The 21201-nt window shown below is 60.4% G+C and carries 21 protein-coding genes and 2 pseudogenes; 12 read left to right on the top strand and 11 right to left on the bottom strand.

Going from position 1 to position 21201, the window contains the following annotated elements:
- Both HA46_RS13115 and HA46_RS13110 read left to right on the top strand, forming a co-directional pair.
- Positions 1–674: methyl-accepting chemotaxis protein (locus HA46_RS13115; RefSeq protein WP_244277523.1), on the top strand; the 674-nt coding region annotated here is incomplete at its 5' end.
- Positions 675–859: 185 nt separating this feature from the next.
- Positions 860–1396, top strand: a complete 537-nt coding sequence (locus HA46_RS13110; RefSeq protein WP_033790155.1) for a DUF2058 domain-containing protein — start codon at positions 860–862, stop codon at positions 1394–1396.
- Between the two features lie 48 nt (positions 1397–1444).
- On the opposite strand, the gene HA46_RS13105 is transcribed toward HA46_RS13110, so the two are convergent.
- The gene (locus tag HA46_RS13105; protein WP_084884740.1) at positions 1445–2143 is read right to left on the bottom strand and encodes an RluA family pseudouridine synthase; all 699 of its coding nucleotides are present in this window, start codon (positions 2141–2143) and stop codon (positions 1445–1447) included.
- A 152-nt stretch (positions 2144–2295) separates the two neighbouring features.
- Entirely contained in the window at positions 2296–3627 is a 1332-nt protein-coding gene (locus tag HA46_RS13100; RefSeq protein ID WP_084884738.1) for an MFS transporter, read from the bottom strand.
- A gap of 387 nt (positions 3628–4014) precedes the next feature.
- Between HA46_RS13100 and gcvA the strand changes: the two genes are divergently transcribed.
- The 3 genes from gcvA (at position 4015) to HA46_RS13085 (ending at position 6733) form a co-directional block, all read left to right on the top strand.
- On the top strand, positions 4015–4920 hold the full coding sequence (gene gcvA / locus HA46_RS13095; protein WP_033790162.1) for a transcriptional regulator GcvA: 906 nt from the start codon (positions 4015–4017) through the stop codon (positions 4918–4920).
- 74 nt (positions 4921–4994) lie between these two features.
- A complete protein-coding gene (locus HA46_RS13090; RefSeq protein ID WP_084884735.1) occupies positions 4995–5822 on the top strand; it encodes an EamA family transporter in 828 nt (275 codons plus the stop codon).
- Between the two features lie 20 nt (positions 5823–5842).
- A complete protein-coding gene (locus HA46_RS13085) occupies positions 5843–6733 on the top strand; it encodes an oxidoreductase (RefSeq protein WP_084884733.1) in 891 nt (296 codons plus the stop codon).
- Positions 6734–7596: 863 nt separating this feature from the next.
- On the opposite strand, the gene HA46_RS13080 is transcribed toward HA46_RS13085, so the two are convergent.
- The 3 genes from HA46_RS13080 to HA46_RS13070 all read right to left on the bottom strand — a co-directional run bounded on the left by HA46_RS13080 (position 7597) and on the right by HA46_RS13070 (position 11042).
- The gene (locus tag HA46_RS13080; protein ID WP_084884731.1) at positions 7597–8577 is read right to left on the bottom strand and encodes a LacI family DNA-binding transcriptional regulator; all 981 of its coding nucleotides are present in this window, start codon (positions 8575–8577) and stop codon (positions 7597–7599) included.
- Between the two features lie 158 nt (positions 8578–8735).
- Positions 8736–9791 carry a sugar phosphate isomerase/epimerase family protein gene (locus HA46_RS13075; protein ID WP_033790168.1) on the bottom strand — a complete coding sequence of 352 codons (1056 nt, stop codon included), beginning with the start codon at positions 9789–9791 and terminating at the stop codon, positions 8736–8738.
- A gap of 21 nt (positions 9792–9812) precedes the next feature.
- Positions 9813–11042 carry an MFS transporter gene (locus HA46_RS13070; protein ID WP_084884729.1) on the bottom strand — a complete coding sequence of 410 codons (1230 nt, stop codon included), beginning with the start codon at positions 11040–11042 and terminating at the stop codon, positions 9813–9815.
- A 289-nt stretch (positions 11043–11331) separates the two neighbouring features.
- On the opposite strand from HA46_RS13070, the gene dgoR reads away from it, so the two are divergent.
- The 5 genes and pseudogenes from dgoR (at position 11332) to HA46_RS13045 (ending at position 16115) form a co-directional block, all read left to right on the top strand.
- Positions 11332–12021 carry a D-galactonate utilization transcriptional regulator DgoR gene (gene dgoR / locus HA46_RS13065; RefSeq protein WP_033790172.1) on the top strand — a complete coding sequence of 230 codons (690 nt, stop codon included), beginning with the start codon at positions 11332–11334 and terminating at the stop codon, positions 12019–12021.
- A complete protein-coding gene (locus HA46_RS13060) occupies positions 12018–12893 on the top strand; it encodes a 2-dehydro-3-deoxygalactonokinase (RefSeq protein WP_084884726.1) in 876 nt (291 codons plus the stop codon). The genes dgoR and HA46_RS13060 overlap by 4 nt, the downstream gene beginning before the upstream one ends.
- Complete coding sequence (locus tag HA46_RS13055) at positions 12877–13494, top strand: 2-dehydro-3-deoxy-6-phosphogalactonate aldolase (RefSeq protein ID WP_033790176.1); 618 nt, start codon at positions 12877–12879, stop codon at positions 13492–13494. The genes HA46_RS13060 and HA46_RS13055 overlap by 17 nt, the downstream gene beginning before the upstream one ends.
- Positions 13491–14639, top strand: a complete 1149-nt coding sequence (gene dgoD, locus HA46_RS13050; RefSeq protein WP_033790177.1) for a galactonate dehydratase — start codon at positions 13491–13493, stop codon at positions 14637–14639. Before HA46_RS13055 ends, dgoD begins: the two co-directional genes overlap by 4 nt.
- Positions 14640–14724: 85 nt before the next feature.
- Positions 14725–16115 (top strand): annotated as a pseudogene (locus HA46_RS13045) (MFS transporter).
- Here the strand turns inward: HA46_RS13045 and HA46_RS13040 are convergent.
- Positions 16103–16273: pseudogene (locus HA46_RS13040) on the bottom strand (LysR family transcriptional regulator); the annotation flags it as partial. The pseudogenes HA46_RS13045 and HA46_RS13040 sit on opposite strands and share 13 nt — an antisense overlap.
- Between HA46_RS13040 and HA46_RS13035 the strand changes: the two are divergent.
- Complete coding sequence (locus HA46_RS13035) at positions 16272–16565, top strand: DUF1330 domain-containing protein (protein WP_033790181.1); 294 nt, start codon at positions 16272–16274, stop codon at positions 16563–16565. The pseudogene HA46_RS13040 and the gene HA46_RS13035 sit on opposite strands and share 2 nt — an antisense overlap.
- 13 nt (positions 16566–16578) lie before the next feature.
- Here the strand turns inward: HA46_RS13035 and HA46_RS13030 are convergent, their stop codons facing one another.
- The 3 genes from HA46_RS13030 to HA46_RS13020 all read right to left on the bottom strand — a co-directional run bounded on the left by HA46_RS13030 (position 16579) and on the right by HA46_RS13020 (position 19166).
- Entirely contained in the window at positions 16579–18003 is a 1425-nt protein-coding gene (locus HA46_RS13030) for an alpha,alpha-trehalose-phosphate synthase (UDP-forming) (RefSeq protein WP_084884721.1), read from the bottom strand.
- Between the two features lie 112 nt (positions 18004–18115).
- Positions 18116–18658: a GNAT family N-acetyltransferase gene (locus tag HA46_RS13025; protein WP_084884718.1), complete on the bottom strand. Its 543-nt coding sequence runs from the start codon at positions 18656–18658 to the stop codon at positions 18116–18118.
- Between the two features lie 112 nt (positions 18659–18770).
- On the bottom strand, positions 18771–19166 hold the full coding sequence (locus HA46_RS13020; RefSeq protein ID WP_033790185.1) for a RidA family protein: 396 nt from the start codon (positions 19164–19166) through the stop codon (positions 18771–18773).
- A gap of 139 nt (positions 19167–19305) precedes the next feature.
- On the opposite strand from HA46_RS13020, the gene HA46_RS13015 reads away from it, so the two are divergent.
- Complete coding sequence (locus tag HA46_RS13015) at positions 19306–19899, top strand: TetR/AcrR family transcriptional regulator (RefSeq protein ID WP_084884716.1); 594 nt, start codon at positions 19306–19308, stop codon at positions 19897–19899.
- On the opposite strand, the gene HA46_RS13010 is transcribed toward HA46_RS13015, so the two are convergent.
- Positions 19896–20816 carry a nickel/cobalt transporter gene (locus HA46_RS13010; RefSeq protein WP_084884753.1) on the bottom strand — a complete coding sequence of 307 codons (921 nt, stop codon included), beginning with the start codon at positions 20814–20816 and terminating at the stop codon, positions 19896–19898. The two genes, HA46_RS13015 and HA46_RS13010, sit on opposite strands and share 4 nt — an antisense overlap.
- A 105-nt stretch (positions 20817–20921) precedes the next feature.
- A complete protein-coding gene (locus HA46_RS13005) occupies positions 20922–21101 on the bottom strand; it encodes a hypothetical protein (RefSeq protein ID WP_084884713.1) in 180 nt (59 codons plus the stop codon).
- Between the last annotated feature and the right edge of the window lie 100 nt (positions 21102–21201).

The raw sequence follows: 21201 nt of genomic DNA, 5'->3' as shown, positions 1-21201 counted from the left end.
CTGAGCAGCAGGCCGCCTCGCTGGAAGAGACCTCAGCGAGCATGGAGCAGCTGACCGCCACCGTCCGACAAAACGCCTCTAACGCGCAAAACGCCAGCAGCCTGGCGTCCGACGCTTCACAGGTCGCGCAGCAGGGCGGCGAAGTGGTGGATAAAGTCGTTACGACCATGGCCGCTATTTTCGATAGCTCGAAGAGCGTGGTCGATATTATCGGCACCATTGAAAGCATCGCCTTCCAGACCAATATCCTGGCGCTCAACGCCGCGGTGGAAGCGGCTCGCGCCGGTGAACAGGGTCGCGGTTTCGCCGTGGTGGCCAGCGAAGTGCGCGCCCTCGCCCAGCGCAGCGCGACGGCGGCGAAAGAGATTAAATCGCTGATCGAAGCCTCGAATCATCGCATATCGGAAGGCACCGACCTGGCGGCGCAGGCGGGCAAAACCATGACCGGCATCGTGACGGCGATCGGCGACGTCTCGACGCTGATGTCGGAAATTTACACCGCCTCCGGCGAGCAGGTTAACGGCATCGAGCATGTCGGCATCGCCATCACGCAAATGGATGAGGTGACCCAGCAAAACGCCGCGCTGGTGGAACAGGCCGCCGCCGCCGCCGCGTCGCTGGAAGATCAGGCGGCACAGCTCAGCCGCTCGACCGCGATTTTCAAACTCGCCTGATAAAACGGCATCTCCTCAAAAACCTCGCGATGGCGAGGTTTTTTTATGCGCGGCGAAGCGCAAGGTAACCTGGGCATGCTCTTGCCGAAGCGATCCAGGAAGGCCGGGATCGGGCAGGCGGCCTCGGCGTCTACCCGATTTACAGGTATAATCAGAAAAATTTTTCAACGGGCTTAGAAACAACGATGACGAAACTTACCTTACAAGAGCAGATGCTCAAAGCTGGCCTGGTCAGCAGCAAGAAAATGGACAAGGTGCAGAGAACCGCCAAAAAATCGCGCGTTCAGGCGCGCGAGGCAAGACAGGCGGTGGAAGAGAATAAAAAGGCGCAGCTGGAGCGCGATAAGCTGCTTAACGAACAGCAAAAACAGGCGGCGTTGTCGCGCGAGTATAAGGCGCAGATCAAGCAGTTGATTGAGATGAACCGCATCGACATTTCACGCGGCAATATTGGCTTCAACTTCACCGATAATAATTTGATCAAAAAGATCGAGGTAGACAAGGCGACCCAGGCGCAGCTGATTAGCGGCCGGCTCGCCATTGCGCGCCTGGCGGCGGAGAACGGCGAAAGCGAGTACGCCATTATCCCCGCCAGCGTCGCCGATAAGATCGCGCAGCGCGACGCCAACAGCATCGTATTACACAGCGCGCTCAGTCAGGAAGAGCAGGATGAAGACGATCCCTACGCCGACTTTAAGGTGCCTGACGATCTGATGTGGTGATGCCGGCCCCAACGCGCGCTGTGGAGGCCTACGCCCACTGAAACGCGGTTAAAACGGGCTGGCATGGCGCGCCTCAATCCGCTCGCCGCTCACCGGATGGGTAAAATGCAGCTCGCTGGCGTGCAGCATCAGCCGCGGCGCGCGGTCTGCGCCCGGCAGCAGACGCCCGCCATAAAGATCGCAGCCTAAAATAGCATGACCCAGCAGCTGGCAGTGAATGCGCAGCTGATGGGTGCGTCCGGTTTCCGGCGTCAGCGCGACGCGCGTCAACGGCAGCGCCACGCCGCCTTCCCCCGCCTGGTACAAGCGCTCAACGACACGATAGCGAGATCGCGCGGGCTTGCCGCTCGCGGCGCATATCGCCATTAGCGGGAAGCGCGCCGGATCTTTGGCGATCGCCGCCTCGATCATCCCCTCATCCTCCGTCACGTGTCCGCACAGCAGCGCGCTATAGCCTTTGCTCACCGTGCGCTGGCTGAACTGCTGGCAGAGCGCGGCGTTAACAGCTTTGTTGCGCGCTATCACCATGAGCCCCGAGGTACCGAAATCCAGTCGATGCACCAGGGTGCAGCCGGGGAAACGCGCCGCCAGCCGGTAGTGCACCGAATCCAGGTTGAGCGGATTTTTTCCAGAGAGGCTAAGCAGGCCGGCGGGTTTGTTGATCAGCACCAGATGGTCATCCTGATAGAGCGTCTCTATCTGTTCCAGGCACGGCGGGGCGATAAAGGTATCGACAATAGGTGACATCAGGCGGTCCGTTGAAAGATGAGCGCGGATAGTAGCGAATTTTGTCCGCGCTGGCGACGCTGTCGCGCCTGAAAGCGCCGTTCGCGATCGACGGCCCGTCTCCTGACGGGCGGTCGGGACGTCAATCATCCAGCTGGCGCGCCGTGGTGGGTTCAGTGCTTCTGCGCCTGAACCTGCGCCGGGTTAAGAGCTGCCGTCTCGCGCTTAACCCGGCTGGCGCAGAAAATCGCCACCAGAGAAATAGCGACGGTTACCATCAAATAACAGGCAACCGGCATCCAGTCGCCGTCATATTTCGCCAGCAGCCCGGTGGCGATAAGCGGCGCCGTACCGCCTGCCAGCGCTGCGCCCAGCTGATAGCCCAGCGTAATGCCGGTATAGCGCACGTTGGCGCTGAAAATTTCAGAACAAAGCGTGCCGAGCACGGCGGTAATCGGCGCCCAGAGAATGCCAAAGGCGATCAGCGTGGCCAGTACGATGCCCCATGTCGCGCCGGTATCGAGCAGCCAAAACCAGGGCAAAATAAACAGGCCCAGCGCGACAACGCCGATCGCATAGATTCGCTGGCGACCAATCTTGTCGGAGAGCAGCCCCATCAGGGGGATCATAATAGTGGCAACCAGCGCCGCCAGCGTGACCGCTTCCAGCGCCTGCGATTTTTGATAGCTAAGCGTGGTAGTGGCATAGCTGACGACAAAAGTAGAGAAAATATAAAACGGCGCGGTTTCTACCACTTTCAACCCGGCCGCGATCAAGACTTCCCGCCAGTGGTGCGTCAGGGTGTCGCGCAGCGGCGTTTTAGCCAACTGCCCTGCCTGTTTAACCTTATTAAACTCTGGCGTTTCATCGATACCCTTACGTATCCATAATCCCAGCAGCACCAGCACGGCGCTCAGCAGAAACGGAATACGCCAGCCCCAGGAGAGAAACGCCTCATCGCTCAGCATCGTCATCAGCGACACGGTAAAGGTCGCCATCAGCATGCCGATGGTTACGCCCGCCTGAGGAATGCTGCCGAAAAAGCCTTTGCGCTTTTCTGGCGCATATTCATAGGCGAGCAGCAGCGCCCCGCCCCATTCGCCGCCGATGCCGATACCCTGGATCACGCGCATCAGGATCAGCAGCGCCGGCGCCCAGAGGCCGATCATTTCATAGGTAGGCAACAGCCCGATAAGCACCGTTGCGCCGCCCATTAGCGACAGAGTCAGCACCAGCGTTTTCTTGCGTCCAATACGGTCGCCGATTTGGGCGAAGATAACGCCTCCAATGGGACGAATGAAAAAGGTCAGCGAGAAAGAGAGATAGGCGAGTATCAGGCCGATAACCGGATCGACCATCGGAAAGAAGACTTTGTTAAACACCAGCGCGGCGGCGGTGCCGTAAAGAAAATAGTCGAACCATTCGATGGCGCTACCCGTCAGACTTGCAATGAGCACCCGCTTATTCTTTCGTAATACCGCCATGCTGCTGTCTTGTTGCGTCATAACCTTTAACCTCGTCGGATGGATGATAGCGCAGGTGTAACCCGGCCAGACCCAGGCGCAACCCGCATGTTAAAAAGGTTGTTAATATGTAAAGGAACTTATGTTATAGCGTTAATCAAGACAAGGCTGAGCCAGCGGCAACTGGTCAGATCTCGCCGATTTTATCAACATATATTGCTTATTAAACGGCACGCTGCGGAGAAAAATAGCGCTAACATCGCTTTCGATGGTGTGAGCCAGAGGTGCAACCCGGGGATTTCTGGATGTTTCTGGTTATTTCAGTTTAATGACGAAAAGCCGTTTACTGCGACAGGGCCGTCACGCTGTCTTTTGAGCAGCATTCGCCTTAATGTGTCATGAGTCATAGCTCATAAACAGGAACAGATGATGCGTGATTTGCCCCCTACCGCGACGCTTCGCGCGTTTGAAGTCGCGACGCGCCACGCCACTTTTACCTCGGCCGCCGCAGAGCTGTGCGTAACGCAAAGCGCGGTCAGCCACCAGCTGAAGCACCTGGAAGCCGTCTGGGGCGTGCAGCTCTTTCAGCGTGGTAAAACGCTGAGCCTGACGCCCGAAGGCGCCGCCCTCGCCCCTCTGGTGCGCGAGTTCTTCAGCAAGCTGGATACCACGCTTGCCGATCTGCGCGAGCAAAAGGGGCGCGTGCGGCTGCGCGTCAGCACCACCTACTCATTCGCCCTTAAGTGGCTGCTGCCGCGCCTGCCCGATTTAGCGCGCCTGCACCCGGAGATTCTGGTGACGCTGGAAAGCACCGACAGCGCCATCAACTTCGCCAGCACCGACCCAGACGTGGCCATCCGATTCGGCCAGGGAAACTACCCGGCGCTGCACACGGAGTTTATGTTCCGCGAGCAGCTCTTTCCGGTCGCCAGCCCGGCGCTGCTGCAGCGCTTCGGCGTCCCGGAAGAGCCGGCCGAGCTGCTGCGCTACCCGCTGCTGACGCGCGACGGCGCCGGTCTGGTGCCGAAATGGGACGTCTGGTTCAGACTGAACGGCATTCCGATCGATGTGCTGCACGAGAGCGTGCGCTTCGCCGACACCAATATGACACTTGAGGCCGCGCTGCTGGGCCAGGGCATCGCGCTGGCGCGCAGCGGACACGTTGAAAAAGAGCTGGCGGAAGGCTCGCTGGTGCGGCTGTTCGCCATTCCTTCTCCCTCACCGGCCGCCTATTACTTCGTCTGCCCGAAGGGGATTGAAGCCGAGCCGCCTGTCCTGACCTTTCGCCGCTGGCTGCTGGAGCAATCTCGCAAGGCGCAACGCAGCTATGCCTGACGTATGAGCCATTGCTCATACGGCAATGACGAGACTTCGCTTTTCATTGGGGCACGGGCTGATAGCATCACCCCATGTCCAGCTATCTTATTTTACTGACCTTATTTGCCGCCCTGCTGCATGCGGGCTGGAATGCCCTGTTGCGCGGCGGCGGCGATCGGCTCTGGTCGATGAGCATCATGTGCCTGACCATCGCCGCGGTTTGCGCCCTTATCGCGCCCTTCATGCCGATGCCGGCGCGCGCCAGCTGGCCCTGGGCGCTGCTATCGGCGCTGCTGCATGTCGGCTACAACCTCTGCCTGGTGCGCAGTTACCGCAGCGGCGATCTGGGGCAGAGCTATCCGATTGCGCGCGGTTCGTCGCCGCTGATGGTGACCTGCGCAGCGGCGATCGTCGCCGGAGAGAAGATAGAATTGCACTCTCTGTTCGGCATTGCGCTGATTTCCGGCGGCATCCTGCTGCTGGCGATAAGCGGCGGCAAAGCGCGAATGCCTGATCTGCGCTATCCGCTGGCGACCGGCGCGTTTATCGCCGCCTACAGCGTGGTGGACGGTATCGGAGCGCGCCTCTCCGGCAGCGCGCTCTCCTATACGCTGTGGATGAGCGCGTGCTGGGGCGTGCTGATGCCGGCTCTCTATATCGCGCTGCGCGATGCGAAAAGCCTGCTGCGCTGGCGCCCGGGCCTGCCGGCCGCGGCCGCGGGCGGGCTGGTCTCGCTGTTGGCCTACGGCATTATTATTGAGGTAATGGCCTCTGCGCCGATGGGCGCGGTTTCCGCGCTGCGCGAGACCAGCGTGCTGTTTGCCGCCGTGCTGGGCTATCTGTTCCTCGGCGAAACCTTAACGATCGGGAAAACGCTGGCGTGCGCGGTGATTGCCGCGGGCGCCTTTATGATGAGTTAATCCAGTCAGGAGAGCTTACCATGTCAGATCGCTTCACCACTGCGCTGCTGGGTCCGGGCGCGATTGGCACCACCATCGCCGCCGCGCTGCATGAAGCGGGCCGCACGCCGCTTTTGTGCGGGCGCACCGCGCACCCGCAGCTTTTACTGCGCCACGATCGGGGTGAAACCGTGGTGCCCGGTCCCGTCGTGACCGATCCGGCCGCTATCGAGCGCCCTTTCGATCTGGTCTTCGTGGCGGTGAAAACGACCCAGATCGCCGACTGCGCCGACTGGCTGGCGAGGCTGTGCGGCAAAAACAGCGTGGTGTGCGCGCTGCAAAACGGCGTCGAGCAGCAGGCTCTGCTGCAACCCTGGGTGAATGGCGCCGTCGTGCTCCCTGCGGTGGTGTGGTTTCCGGCGCAGCGCGAGCCGGATGCCTCGGTCTGGCTGCGCGCTGTGCCGCGCCTGACCCTGCCGGATCGGCCGCAGGCCCAGCCAGTGGTGGAGGCGCTGAGCGGCACGCGCTGCGCGGTGGCGCTCTCATCGGACTTTGTCTCGATCGCCTGGCGCAAACTGTTGCAGAACGCGGTGGCGGGCCTGATGGTGCTGGCTAATCGCCGCGCCGGCATGTTTGCGCGCGCCGATATCACCGCGCTGGCGCTGGACTATCTGCGCGAGTGCCTGAGCGTCGCGCGGGCGCAGGGCGCGGCCCTGAGCGATAAGGTGCCGCAGGAGATCCTTGACGTTTTTCATCAGGCGCCAGCGGATTTAGGCACCTCGATACTCGCCGACCGGCAGGCGAATCGCCCGCTGGAGTGGGAGATCCGCAATGGCGTGATACAGCGTTACGGCCGCGCGCACGGTATCGCGACGCCCATCAGCGATGTGCTGGTGCCGCTGCTGGCGGCGGGCAGCGAGGGGCCGGGCTAAGCAGAAAGCAACGGCCCGCGCGAGCGGGCCCGGATGTTGAGAAGCGCTGTCCGGCGCGGGCGGCACCCCATAGGGTATGAAGCGCCGGATGCGCGATGATGATGCGCGTTCGAGGATGGCGCATAGCGGTGAAGCCCTCCTCCCTCAGCCATTACGCAGCCCGACGCTGCGGTAGATCCCAGCAATATTGTGGGAGCCGCGATCAATTGCTTAAACATTTTATTTTCTCTGGCTTTTGATCATAAGCGACATTTTAATATAGGTCCGTCTGATCGAACGGGCGATAATATTGACAACCGGACGTGAAAAATAAGTAGCACCTTAAATAAACAGCATTACTTGTGGAAACCACCCGGGTTAGGATTTGATTTAGATCAACGCCAATAGTTATCGCAACGTAATTATTTAGCGGAATAAAATTATTGGATTAAAATAGCAGGCGTATGGGTTATGCATTTCCCTGGTGTCAGCCATTATGGCTATCCCGCTTCAGCCTACCGGTCGCCAACGACTCACGAAGCGGGATTTTTTTTGCCCGGAACTTGCCGGCCTGACAGGCTTTTAGCACCTGCCCGTCAGCATTTCGCTGCCGCGGCCAGGCACCTTTCACCAGGCCCCTTTACAGAGCGAAAGCCGCTCCAGCTGAATACCTTTGCACATTAGCTGATGTTCGTGGCCATCAAACAGAAACAGGCGAAATTTATAATTAAACCCATTATGAAAAACGCGCGCTGATATTTTCACATCCGACTTATGGCTGACTTTTATTAATGAAAAAGTTCACTTGGGGAATTTCGCCCGATTAATGTATAAGGCATGAATACGCCATTAATAAGTTAACCTGACCGGCGCAGGGTTTTTCCTCAGGCGCTGGCGCGCAAAATCAGCCGCCACGCCATCATCACCCGTTCCGTGGGGGCCAGCGGATCGGCGATTTTTTTCAGCAGCAGGTCAAAGGCGGTGCGGCCAATCTCGCGCGACGGCTGAGCAACGGTGGTGAGCGCCGGCGTAACGATTTCAGCGAGTTCGCTGCCGTCAAAACCGGCCACGGCGATATCCTGCGGAATGCGCAGACCCGCGGACTCAATGGCGGACATCGCGCCAGCCGCCAGCGTATCCGATACGGCAAATACCGCGTCGGGCCGGGTGTCGCGCCTCAGTAGCGCCTGCATCGCCTGTTTACCGGCGCTAAAGCTCAGATCGCTGGCGTAGCCGATCGCCTGCCAGCGCAAATCACGGCTCTCCAGCTCCTGCTGATAGCCCTGCTGGCGCAGCTGGGCATACTTGTAGCTGAGATCGTGGTTGATCAGGGCGATATGACGACGGCCGCCGTCGGCCAGATGGGCCACCAGCTGGCGCGCCGCGTCGGTATCGTTGATCCCCACGCAGGAGATATCGCCGGCATCAGCATATTCCGCGCACTGCACCCAGGGCATATCGCCGATAAGCTGCGTCAGCTCCGGCAGTCGGGTGAAGGCGTCCATGGTAATCACGCCCTCCACCATTTTCCCCGCCAGCAGCTGTAGGCTGGAGCGTGAACGATTGATATCGGCGCCGGAGTTGCACAGCAGAATGCGATAGCCGTTCTGCTCCGCCTGCTCCTCGATCCCCTTGACGATTTCCGCGCAAAACGGGTTGGAGATATCGGAAACCAGCACCAGCACCATCGAGCTGCGCGCGGTGCGAAGCTGCCGCGCCAGCAGATTAGGTTGATAGTTGCTGGCTTCTATCGCCTTCAGCACCTTATCCCGGTTGACTTCCTTGACGCTGTCGCTGTTGTTGATGACGCGAGAGACCGTGGCAACGGAGACGCCGGCCAGCTTCGCGATTTTTTGAATGGACATGGTGGGATGACTTCCTGGGTCAGTTTCTGGTCTGCAGGGTATCATAATCCTCTGCGAGACAAGACGTTAGTCCAAATCGGCCGCTGTCGCGCAGCGACAAGGCGCGCCTGGGCACGCCCGGATGGCAGAGCGCCACCTCGCTGCCGGTCAGGCCAGCATCACTCCGGTAGCCCAAGCGCGGCGCGCACGCTGGCGCTGCTCTGCCGGGCGGCGAAGTCGTCGAAGGCGTGATCCGCCACCGGAATAATATGGCGGCGAATAAACGCCGCGCCTTCGCGCGCGCCGGTCTCCGCCTCTTTCAGGCAGCACTCCCACTCCAGCACCGCCCAGCCATCATAGTCGTACTGCGCCAGCCTGCTGAAGATGCCCTTGAAGTCGATCTGGCCGTCGCCCGGCGAGCGAAAGCGTCCGGCGCGGTCGATCCATTTCTGGTAGCCGCCGTAGACGCCGCTGCGGCCGTTCGGCAAATACTCGGCATCTTTAACGTGAAAGGCCTTGATGCGCGCGTGGTAGATATCAATAAACTGCAGGTAATCGATGTGCTGGAGGTGCAGATGGCTGGGGTCAAAGAGAATATTGCAGCGCGGATGATGATGAACTTTCTCCAGGAAACGCTCGAAGGTCACGCCGTCATGCAGATCTTCGCCGGGATGCAGCTCATAGCAGAGGTCGACGCCGTGGCGATCGTAGACGTCGAGCAGCGGCTGCCAGCGGCGCGCCAGCTCGGCGAACGCCTCCTCGAACAGCTGCGGATTGTGCGGCGGCCAGGGATAAAGATAGGGCCAGGCGAGCGAACCGGAAAAGGTCGCATGGGCGCGCAGCCCGAGGTTTTGCGAAGCGGCGGCCGCCAGCGTTACCTGCTCTGTCGCCCAGGCGGTGCGCGCCTCGCGCTTGCCGCGCACGCTTGCCGGCGCGAAGTTGTCGAAGGCGGCATCGTGCGCCGGATGCACCGCTACCAGCTGTCCCTCCAGGTGGGTGGAGAGTTCGCTGATGCATAGCCCGTTCTCCTGCAGCAATCCGCGCACCTCGTCGCAGTAGGTCTGGCTGCTGGCGGCCCGCTGCAGATCGAATATCGCAGGATGGTTGCAGGGGATCTGCAGGGCTTTATAGCCGAGCGACGCCGCCCACTGCGCCAGCCCCTCCAGCGAATCAAACGGCGCCTGCCGCCCGATAAACTGCGAAAGAAAAATGCCCGGACCTTTCAACGTCTTCAAAAACCACCTCCCGTAAACCGCTTAGTCGCGATACTTAAACGTGAACAGAAACAGCACGGCGATCGCCGCGGCGGCAATCGCCGGGATCCACCAGAACAGCGCCCAGCTGGCGGCGGAAACCTGACCGGCTACCAGATGGTTATAGAGCGCGCCGGAGATTTGCGACCCCAGCAGCATGCCGATGCCGTAGGTAAACATCACGATCATGCTCTGCGCCTGACCCTTTACTTTCTCGCCCGCGATGCGATCGGTATAGATAAAGCCGACCACAAAGAAAAAGTCGTAGCAGACGCCGTGCAGCAAGATGCCCAGCCAGATCAGGGTGCGCCCCTCTTCGCCCATGCCCATGGCGAACAGCGCATAGCGTACAAACCAGGCGGCCATGCCCACCAGCAGCATGATTTTCACGCCGAGGCGGCGGAACAGCAGCGGGATCACCAGCATAAAAAAGATTTCCGACATCTGGCCAAACGACATCAGCGTACTGACGTTGTTCACGCCGGCGTCGGCCAGCCAGGAGGCGGTAAAGGCATAATAGGTGCCGAGCGGGATAGAGATCAGGGTGGCGCAGAGCGAAAAGATAAAGAAGTGCCGAATTTTCAGCAGCGCGAAGGCGTCGGCGCAGAAGAGATCGCGCAGGTGGAAAGGCGCGCCTTTCGCCGGCGCGGGCGTGTGCGGCAGCGTCAGGCTATAGATCGCCAGCGCGACCGAGCTGATTGCCGCCAGCGTAAAGATGGCGACGCTGGAGGCGATGCCGACAACGCCGATAAAAATCCCCGCCACGATCCAGCCGAGGGTACCGAATACCCGCACCACCGGGAAACTCTTCTCGCTGCTCGCCAGGCTGTGAAAGGCGATATTGTTGGTAAGCGCCAGCGTAGGCATGTAGCACAGGGTGTAGCCGAACAGTAAGGCGATCAGCAGGCCGCCGTTTTCCGCCACCACCGCCTGCGGCACAAACCACAGAATCACCGCGCCGGCCAGATGCATCACCGCCAGCACCTTCTGCGACGGGAAGAAGCGATCCACCAGCATGCCCAGCACGAAGGGCGACACGATTGACGCAATCGGCCCGGCGGAGAAGGCGTCGCCAATCAGCAGCGACATATTGTGCTGCGTCATCACCAGCCCGAGCGTTACCGACCAGCTGCCCCAGATAAAGAACTGCAGAAACATCATCAGCGACAGCCGCGGCACTAGCATGCGCTGCGCCGCTACGGCGTGATCGTTACCTTGCGTATAAGAAACCATAGCCGCCTCGCAGAATGAAGTAATCGATTACAGTTAATGTCCGCTAAAAAAGTAATCGATTACAAAATATCTTTCTCTTCTGCTGATCACATTTTGCACACTTCGCTGATGACAAACCACGCCATCAATTTGGCGGTTTTGTGATCCACATTGTAGTACAACTATAAATTATCGTACTACAATACCGCCATACTGATAGCGGCTTACCTCTGCTTTGTACTTCAAACATGAGGCGAAACTGAGCGCTCAGGGTAAAGTAGAAGCAAACAAGCAGGCACAAGGAGCTTCTATGACCCTCAACAAAACCGACCGTATCGTTATTACGCTGGGCCAGCAGATCGTCAGCGGCAAATATCTGCCCGGCGCCCCGCTGCCGGCCGAGACGGAGCTATGCGACGAGTTCGCCACCTCGCGCAATATCATCCGCGAGGTGTTCCGTTCGCTGACGGCGAAGCGGCTTATTGAAATAAAGCGTTATTACGGCGCCTTCGTTACGCCGCGCAACCAGTGGAACTACCTGGACTCGGACGTACTGCAGTGGGTGCTGGAAAACGACGACGATCCGCGCCTGATCGCGGCCATGAGCGAAGTGCGCAATCTGGTAGAGCCAGCTATCGCTCGCTGGGCGGCAGAGCGCGCGACGTCGCAGGATCTGGCGCAGATCGAATCCGCGCTCAACGACATGATCGCCAACAACCAGGACCGGGACGCCTTTAACGAAGCGGACATTCGCTATCACGAAGCGGTGCTGCGCGCGGTACACAACCCGGTGCTGGAACAGCTTAGCGTAGCGATCAGCTCTCTCCAGCGCGCCGTCTTCGAGCGCACCTGGCAGGGCGACGAGGCCAATATGCCGAAAACGCTAAGCGAACATAAAGCGCTGTTCGACGCCATACGGTTGCAGAACGGCGATGCGGCAGAGCAGGCGGCGTACACCATGATCGCCAGCTCGACACACAGGTTAAAGGACATCACATGAGATCTCGCTATATCGCCGTTGACTGGGGCTCCACCAATTTGCGCGCCTGGCTTTTCGACAACGAACGCTGTCAGGAAAGCAGAGAGTCAGAAGCGGGCGTCACCCGGCTGAACGGAAAGCGCCCGCAGGCGGTATTAGACGAGGTCACGCAGGGATGGCGCGACGGCGAGACGCCGGTAGTGATGGCCGGAATGGTGGGCAGTAACGTGGGCTGGAAAAGCGTGCCCTATCTGCCGCTGCCTGCCCGCTTATCAGCGATCGGCGAGCAGCTGACGCCGGTCGACCACAACGTCTGGATCGTGCCCGGCTTGTGCGTCAGCCGCGAGGCTCACCATAACGTGATGCGCGGCGAAGAGACGCAGCTGCTCGGCGCGCACGCGCTGGCGCCCTCGCCCGTTTACGTGATGCCGGGCACCCACTGCAAATGGGTGCAGATCGACAACGAACGCATCTGCGACTTTCACACCGTTATGACCGGCGAACTTCACGCGCTGCTGCTGCGTCACTCGCTAATCGGCGCCGGTTTGCCTGAGCAGCAGCCGTCGCAGGCGGCATTTGACGCCGGGCTGGCGCGCGGCCTTGCGACGCCGGCGCTGCTGGCGCAGCTCTTCGAGATCCGCGCCGCGCATATCCTCGGCAGCCTGGCCCCTGAAGAGGTCAGCGAGTTTTTATCCGGTCTGCTGATTGGTGCGGAGGTCGCCACTATGCGCGAACGCTTTGGCCATCAGCCGATCGCCCTCGTCGGCGGAGAGTCGCTGACACGCCGTTACCACCAGGCGCTGGCCGCCGCTGGCCAGCAGGCCAGCGTAATAGCCGGCGATACCGCCTTTCAGGCAGGCATAAGGAGCATCGTTAATGCAATGGCAAACTGAACTTCCCCTTATCGCGATTCTGCGCGGGGTTACGCCCGACGAGGCCGTCGCACACGTCGGCGCGGTTATCGACGCTGGTTTCGATGCGGTGGAAATTCCGCTCAATTCGCCGCAGTGGGAGCTTAGCATCCCGCTGATCCTCGAGGCTTACGGTGACAGGGCGTTGATAGGCGCCGGAACGGTGTTGAAAACCGAGCAGGTGGACAGGCTGGCGGAGATGGGCAGCAAGCTTATCGTGACGCCGAATATTCAGCCGGCACTGATCCGCCACGCCGTGAGCCTCGGCATGCTCGTCTGTCCCGGCTGCGCGACGGCCAGCGAAGCCTTTAGCGCGCTGGATGCCGGCGCGCAGGCGTTGAAAATATTCCCCTCCTCCGCGTTCGGCCCGGGCTACATCAAGGCGCTAAAAGCGGTGCTGCCCGACGACGTGCCGGTGCTGGCCGTAGGCGGCGTTACGCCGGAAAACCTGGCGCAGTGGCTTGAAGCGGGCTGCGCAGGCGCCGGGCTCGGCAGCGATCTCTATCGCGCCGGTCAGCCCGTAGAGCGAACCGCGCAGCAGGCGGCCGCATTTGTTCAGGCATACAGAGAGGCAGTGAAATGAAAATAACCCGGCTCACCACATACCGTTTACCCCCGCGCTGGATGTTTCTTAAAATCGAAACCGACGAAGGCGTCGTCGGCTGGGGAGAACCCGTTATCGAGGGGCGCGCGCGCACCGTCGAAGCCGCCGTGCATGAACTGAGCGACTACCTGATAGGTCAGGATCCCGCGCGCATCAACGATCTGTGGCAGGTGATGTACCGCGCCGGCTTTTACCGCGGCGGCCCGATCATGATGAGCGCCATCGCCGGTATCGATCAGGCGCTGTGGGATATCAAGGGCAAGGTGCTGGGCGCGCCGGTATGGCAGCTGATGGGCGGACTGGTGCGGGATAAAATCAAAGCCTATAGCTGGGTGGGCGGCGATCGGCCGGCGGATGTTATCGCCGGCATCCATACGCTACGCGAAATCGGCTTCGACACCTTCAAACTTAACGGCTGCGAAGAGCTGGGCATTATCGACGACTCGCGCAAAGTCGACGCCGCGGTGAATACCGTCGCGCAAATTCGCGATGCGTTCGGCGATAAGATTGAGTTCGGCCTCGACTTTCACGGCCGCGTGAGCGCGCCGATGGCGAAAGTGTTGATCAAAGAGCTTGAGCCCTACCGCCCGCTGTTTATCGAGGAGCCGGTACTGGCGGAGCAGGCGGAATATTACCCCAGGCTGGCGGCGCAAACCGCTATCCCTATCGCGGCGGGCGAACGCATGTTCTCGCGCTTTGAGTTCAAACGCGTGCTCGAGGCGGGCGGACTGGCGATACTGCAGCCCGATCTCTCCCACGCCGGCGGCATCACCGAGTGCGTTAAAATCGCCGCCATGGCGGAAGCCTACGACGTCGCCCTCGCGCCGCACTGCCCGCTCGGTCCGATCGCCCTCGCCGCCTGTCTGCACGTCGATTTCGTCTCGCGCAACGCGGTTTTCCAGGAGCAGAGCATGGGCATTCATTACAACCAGGGCGCGGAGCTGCTCGACTTTGTGAAAAACAAAGCGGACTTCAGCATGGAGGGCGGCTTCTTTAAACCGTTGATGAAACCAGGACTCGGCGTGGAAATTGACGAGGAGCAGGTGATCGAGCGCAGCAAAAACGCGCCAGACTGGCGCAATCCGCTGTGGCGCCATGCGGACGGGTCCGTCGCGGAGTGGTAAAGCGGATTATTTAGCCCGGCTCCGCTCGTCGCGGATTATCTGACAATAAATAAATAGAAAACACACCCTCTGTAAATAACAGGGCATGGTGAATGGCTTCGCCATGCCCAAATCTGGAGACAGATTGCGATGGATATTTCCGTAAATAATGCAAAACCAGGGCGACGTCGTTATCTCACGCTGTTGATGATCTTTATTACCGTGGTGATCTGTTACGTCGACCGGGCTAATCTGGCCGTGGCTTCCGCGCATATTCAGCAGGAGTTCGGCATCACTAAAGCGGAGATGGGCTATGTCTTTTCCGCGTTCGCCTGGCTTTATACGCTGTGCCAGATCCCCGGCGGCTGGTTTCTCGATCGCATCGGTTCGCGGCTGACCTATTTTATCGCCATCCTGGGCTGGTCGGTGGCGACCCTGCTGCAGGGCTTCGCCGCCGGGCTGATATCGCTGATCGCCCTGCGCGCCGTGACCGGCATCTTCGAAGCCCCCGCCTTTCCCACCAACAACCGCATGGTCACCAGCTGGTTCCCGGAGCAGGAGCGCGCCTCCGCAGTGGGTTTCTTCACCTCCGGGCAGTTTGTCGGCCTCGCTTTTCTGACGCCGCTGTTGATCTGGATTCAGGAGCTGCTGAGCTGGCACTGGGTCTTTATCGTCACCGGCGGCATCGGCATTATCTGGTCGCTGGTCTGGTTCAGGGTTTACCAGCCGCCGCGTCTTACCAAAGGCATCGGCAAAGCGGAGCTCGATTATATTCAGCGCGGCGGCGGCCTGGTTGACGGCGATGCGCCCGCCACCCGCGAAGCGCGTCAGCCGCTGAGTAAAGCTGACTGGAAGCTGGTGTTTCATCGCAAGCTGCTGGGCGTCTATCTGGGGCAGTTCGCCGTGACCTCGACGCTGTGGTTTTTCCTGACCTGGTTCCCAAATTACCTGACGCAGGAAAAAGGCATCGCCGCGCTGAAAGCGGGCTTTATGACCACGGTGCCCTTTCTCGCCGCTTTTGTTGGCGTGCTGCTCTCCGGCTGGCTGGCAGACAGACTGGTGAAGAAAGGCTATTCGCTCGGCGCGGCGCGTAAAACGCCGATTATCTGCGGGCTGCTGATCTCCACCTGTATTATGGGCGCTAACTACACCGACGATCCCGTCTGGATCATGGCGCTGATGGCGGTGGCCTTTTTCGGCAACGGCTTCGCGTCGATCACCTGGTCGCTGGTGTCGTCGCTGGCGCCGATGCGTCTGATTGGCCTGACCGGCGGCGTGTTTAATTTCGTCGGCGGGCTGGGCGGCATTACCGTTCCGCTGGTGATCGGCTATCTGGCGCAGGATTACGGCTTTGGCCCGGCCCTGATCTATATCGCGGCGGTAGCCTTGATCGGCGCGCTCTCCTATATCCTGCTGGTGGGCGAGGTAAAACGCATCGCCGAGCCTGAAGAAAGCCGGAGCGGCCTGCGTCCGCTGGAGACCCCTCAGTCGAAATAGGGTTTGAGCAGCGCCTCCGTCCAGTGCATAAAGGCCCTGACGCGTTGCGACAGGCTCCGGCGGTGCGCCACCACGAAAAAGGCGTTAAGCGGCGCAGGGCGCAGATCGGGCAGTATCTCCACCAGCGTGCCGGCGGCGAGATGCGGCGCCAGCGCGGTGACGGCAAAAGGTTATTTAATCGCTCACGTCACCGTATCAGACGCCGCGGCCTACGCGGAATACGCCAGCGCGGCCGGCGAGGCGATGCGGGAATTTGGCCCGGAGATCGTCGCCTGGTCCGGGCAATATGAAAATCTGGAAGGCGAGGCGCATCAGCGGCACGTGATTTTCGCGTTCGCCTCTTTTGCCGAGGCGAAGCGCTTCTACGAGAGTCCGGCCTATCAGGCCGCACGAAAGCTGCGCGCGGGCGCCGCCGCCGGCACCTTTGTGCTGGTCGAAGGCTGCGCCTGACGCCTTTACATGGCTAGTAGCGGAGACGTCCGTAGCGCCCGGCGAACAACAGGCTGCGCGCTTGCGGCTCAGGGTTTCCGTCTTCCGCCTCGCTCAGGCTGGCGAGCAGGCTGTCGGCCCACCAGTGGCAGTCGAGGCGCCGGATGCCTTTCATCAGTCTGGCGTGCCGGTTCTGACGCTCTTTTAGCGGCAGCCGCAGCGCGGTATGGATAGCGTCGGCAATGGCGTCGGGATCGTAGGGATTGACGACAATGGCGCCGTCCATGTGCTCCGAGGCGCCCGCGAACTGCGACAGAATCAGCACGCCGGGATTGGCCCGGTCCTGCAGCGCCACATACATTTTCGCCATCAGGCTCATGCCGGCCATCAGCGGCGTCACCAGCGCGACGCGCGACGCGCGGTAGATGCCCGCCTGCTCTTCCCGGCTGTAGGCGTGCGTCAGGCAGCTCACCGGATACCAGCCCAGCATGCCGTGCGCGCCGTTCATTTCGCCGCACAGGCTTTCCAGATCCTGCGCGACCTCACTGGCGTGGGGAAGATGCCCGGCGGCCTTTGAGGCGAGCTGCAGCAGGCGAATCGATCCTTCATGTTCAGGATGGGCGCGCAGCAGCACCTCCATGGCGCTGAGACGATACGGCAGCCCGGCGCTGCTATCCAGATGGCCGCCGCTAAGCACGGTATGTTCCGGCAGCGTCTCGCGGCACTGCTGCTCCATCAGGCGACAGCTGTTGCTCTCTTTCAGGTACTCCACATCCTCCAGGTCGATCCCCATCGGAAAGACGCCGGTGGTAATGAGGTGTCCATGGACGCGGACGCTGGTGGCGCTGAGACGCTCGGTGCGGTATTCGCTTTCGATCCACAGCAGGAAGTTATTCATGTCCTGAAGAGTCTGAAAGCCGATCAGATCGCTGCACAGCAGCGACTCGGCCAGCCACTGCCAGTCTGGAATCGCCTCGAACCCCTGCCCCGAAGGAAAAGGCTGGTGAAAGAAAAATGCGGTGCGGTTGAGCAGCCCCGCCTCGCGCAGCAGTTTTATGCAGGGAATAAGATGGTAGTCCTGGATCAGGAGCCGATCGTCCGGCATCGCATACTCCGCGATCGCCCGGGCGTAGGCCTCGTTGATTTTCTGATAGTGGCGGCGGCTGTGGCTGGTAAAGCGCGCCAGATCGGGACGCTGATGAAAAACGGGCCACAGCCCCTGATGCACATAGCCGTGATAGCCCGCCTCCGACTCTTCCTGCGTCAGCGGAAACGTCAGGGTGTCGAACTTATTTCCGTGGCGGAATGAGAGCGTGCGCAGCGTGTCGGGCGCGATCGCTTCGCATTTCCCGTTCCAGCTCACCCATAGTCCGCCGCGGCGCGACAGGATAGCGTCGTACAGCGCCGAGAGCGTGGCGTGCTGAGAGTAGTTATGTGAAACCAGAATTAAGCCTGACATGGAAGGATCCTGTAGTGCCCCCGGCTTATTGCCGGACGGGGAGCGTGAATCGGGCAGATTAAAGGGCTGACGCAGTAACAGCTGGATAAGGCCGCTCATGATCCTGCGGCCGCTAGTGCAGCGCGCAGGGTTCGGCGTGCGCCTCGCCGACTGCGTTCAGGAGGCGAAAAATATGCAGCCCTGGAACGGTCGGCACGGCGCTAAAGCCGTTCTTGATCAGGAACGGAGACGCCTCGCTGCTCCAGCAGAGAACGGCGCAGCAGCTTTGCGTGGCGGGATGGCTCAGAGTGCAGCTCAGCATCCAGGAGCCCAGTCCGATAAAGCGATACTCCGGCGCGACGATCAGGTCGCGCAGCACCACCGTGCCGGCCAGGTCGGTGACCATGCGCGCGAAGCCAATCTGCCTCGCTTTGCGATAGAGGCCGAAGCAGAGGCTGCCGTGCAGCGCCAGCGCCAGATGTCGCCGTCCGGCGGGATGATGCAGCGAGCGGCAGATAAAACCGGCGTCCAGCGCGGCATTATCGGTGCTGAGGTAAAAGTCGTTTTTATACCATTTGCGGGGCGAGAGGATTTTACGCCGCTGCTGCGCGGCCAGATCCGCCGCCGCCGTCTCGCTGCTGAAAACGCGAGGAAAGGTTTCATTGAGGCATTTCATCAGGTTGATTCTCCTTAGGCAGGTGCTGCAGAAGATTCAACCACGGGCCGTATAAAAATTTTGTATTAATGAAATGCGCGCAAATAAAAATTGAGTAAAGGCGTCGCCCTGTTTACTGCGCGGGGATCCTGGCAATCACCTTGATTTCAAAATCGAAGCCAGCCAGCCAGTTGACGCCAACGGCCGTCCAGTTCGGGTAAGGCGGCTGGGGGAATACGGCGTGTTTGACCTGCATAATGGTCGGGAACTGCTTTTCCGGATCGGTATGAAAGGTCGTGACGTCAATCAGATCGTTAAAAGTACATCCGGCGGCGGCCAGCGTCGCCCGGAGGTTGTCGAAAGCAAGCTGCACCTGCGCGGCGAAATCGGGCTCCGGCGTGCCGTCGGCGCGGCTGCCGACCTGGCCTGAGACAAACAGCAAATCGCCGGAGCGGATGGCGGCGGAATAGCCATGCTCTTCATAGAGCGCGTGGCGGTTAGCCGGGAAAACGGGTTGAGGCTGGTTCATGGTATTTCCTTCTGTCAGGTCATGAAGCGGGATGCGCAGCCGGTATAAATCATTTAATATACGCCGCGTATGTAAAATTAATCACACATACGCCCCGTATGTCAATTCAGATACGCTGCGTATGTGACAAGGAGTGCTTATGGCTGTGAAACGCCGCGCCGAAACCATGGAGGCAAACCGCGCCAGGCTGATTGCCGCCGCGCGAAAAGCCTTTGCCGAGAAAGGCTTTGCCGCCGCCTCGATGGATGAGCTGACCGCCAGCGTCAATCTGACGCGCGGCGCGCTGTACCATAACTTCGGCGATAAAAAGGGGCTGCTTGCCGCCGTCGTCACCCAGATAGATGGCGAGATGGCGCAGCGCGCCAGGGAAGCCGCCGCTGATGCTGGCGATGAGTGGGAAAAGCTGCTGGCGGAAGGGATCGCCTATATCAGGATGGCGCTGGATGAGGAAGTGCGGCGCATCGTGCTGCTGGATGGCCCCGCTTTCCTGGGCAATCCGGCCCAGTGGCCAAGCCAGAACAGCTGCCTTGAATCCACCCGCCAGCGCATTGCCGAAATGCTTGAACGCGGCGTCATCAAAACGGTAGACCCGGACGCGACCGCCTGCCTGCTGAATAGCGCCGCGCTCAATGCCGCCCAGTGGATTGCCGCCAGCGACGATCCGCAGCGGGCGCTGCCGAAAGTCGTTCAGGTGTTCACGCTGCTGGTGAAGGGTTTGCGCCAGACGGCCTAGCAGCCTGCGGTGATGAAATCGCCGTTCGCACTGACCGGTATCACGGTGGAAAACAGCACCGCCGCAAAAAGGATAAGCGCTATTCCGCCCGCGGCTATCGCCACTCTGCCCAGCGTGGCGGCGTAGCGCATTAACACGGGCCGGTTTGAGGCAAACATCCACTCTCTGAGGTGATGCACCCAGGTAGCCAGCATCATAATGGAGGCCGCCGTGCCCAGCGACATCGCCATTACCGCCGCGACGCCCCAGCTGAACATGCCTACAGCGTTGGCAAAGACCAGGATCATCAGCGCCCCGCTACAGGGACGGATGCCGATGCCGGCAATAACCCAGGCCGCATTACGCCAGCCGCCGGTCAGATCTGCGGCGTTCGGCTGATGCTTATGTCCGCAGCCGCAGGCCGCATCATGCTGATGGCGTGACGCGCTGGCGCCGAACAGTCGCAGGCGATCGCGGCCGATCGCCCGTCCGATAAGCGCGATACCAAAGCCCGCGATAAGCAATGCGCTCGCTTTTTCCATCCAGAAGCGGCTTACGCTGAGATCGCCCATCGAGAGATTCAGCGAGATGGCGAGAATAAGGACAAACAGAACCGCGACGACGCCCTGCATCAGGCTGCCTGCCAGCGTAATCAGGCGGCTGGCGTTGAGTTTTTCCCGGTGCGTGGCCAGCCAGGCGGTAATGACAAACTTGCCGTGGCCGGGACCGACTGAATGCAGAAATCCGTAGGTGAAGCTGCCTGCTATCAGCATCAGTCCGCCTTTGATGTGATGGTCGCGCTGCAGAAGCAGGTACTGCACCAGATAGCGATGCAGTGAAATTTGCAGGGTAAGACAGTACTGCACAAACTCGCCCCAGTGCCGGGCGAAAAGAGAGAGCAGCGCCACGCCCACTACCGCGCTAAAGCTCAGTAGCATTATCAGTGAGGCGGCGCTGCGGCGATCGTTTTTCAATAGACTATCCTGCCAGATTTATCGCACGGCGCAGCGCCGGGTACCTGCTCCCTGCGAGTGCAGGTTCGGTCAGGCACTATGACTGTGGCGCCACTCATCGACCCTTTCCTGGGTTACTGCTTTTGAACCTTTGATCATCAGCTGACGGACCTGATCGTCGGTGTGCTGCGGCGGCTGCGCCGCTGAAGCCCGGATCCAGAGCAAACTGATGGCCATAACAAGCGAAACAGCAATGGTGCGTGTATCCATAATTTCCCCCTTGAGATAAGAGGGACAGACTACGCCAGCACGGCAGCGGGCAATGGTGCGAAAAAAACCCAGTTTATGCGCTTTTTTTACGCTGAGAGAG

It is taken from the genome of Pantoea septica, assembly GCF_002095575.1.
In the GTDB taxonomy this organism is placed as follows: Bacteria; Pseudomonadota; Gammaproteobacteria; order Enterobacterales; family Enterobacteriaceae; genus Pantoea; species Pantoea septica.
The sequence above is the reverse complement of the archived record's forward strand: the minus strand, read 5'-3'. Positions and strand labels throughout refer to the sequence as shown.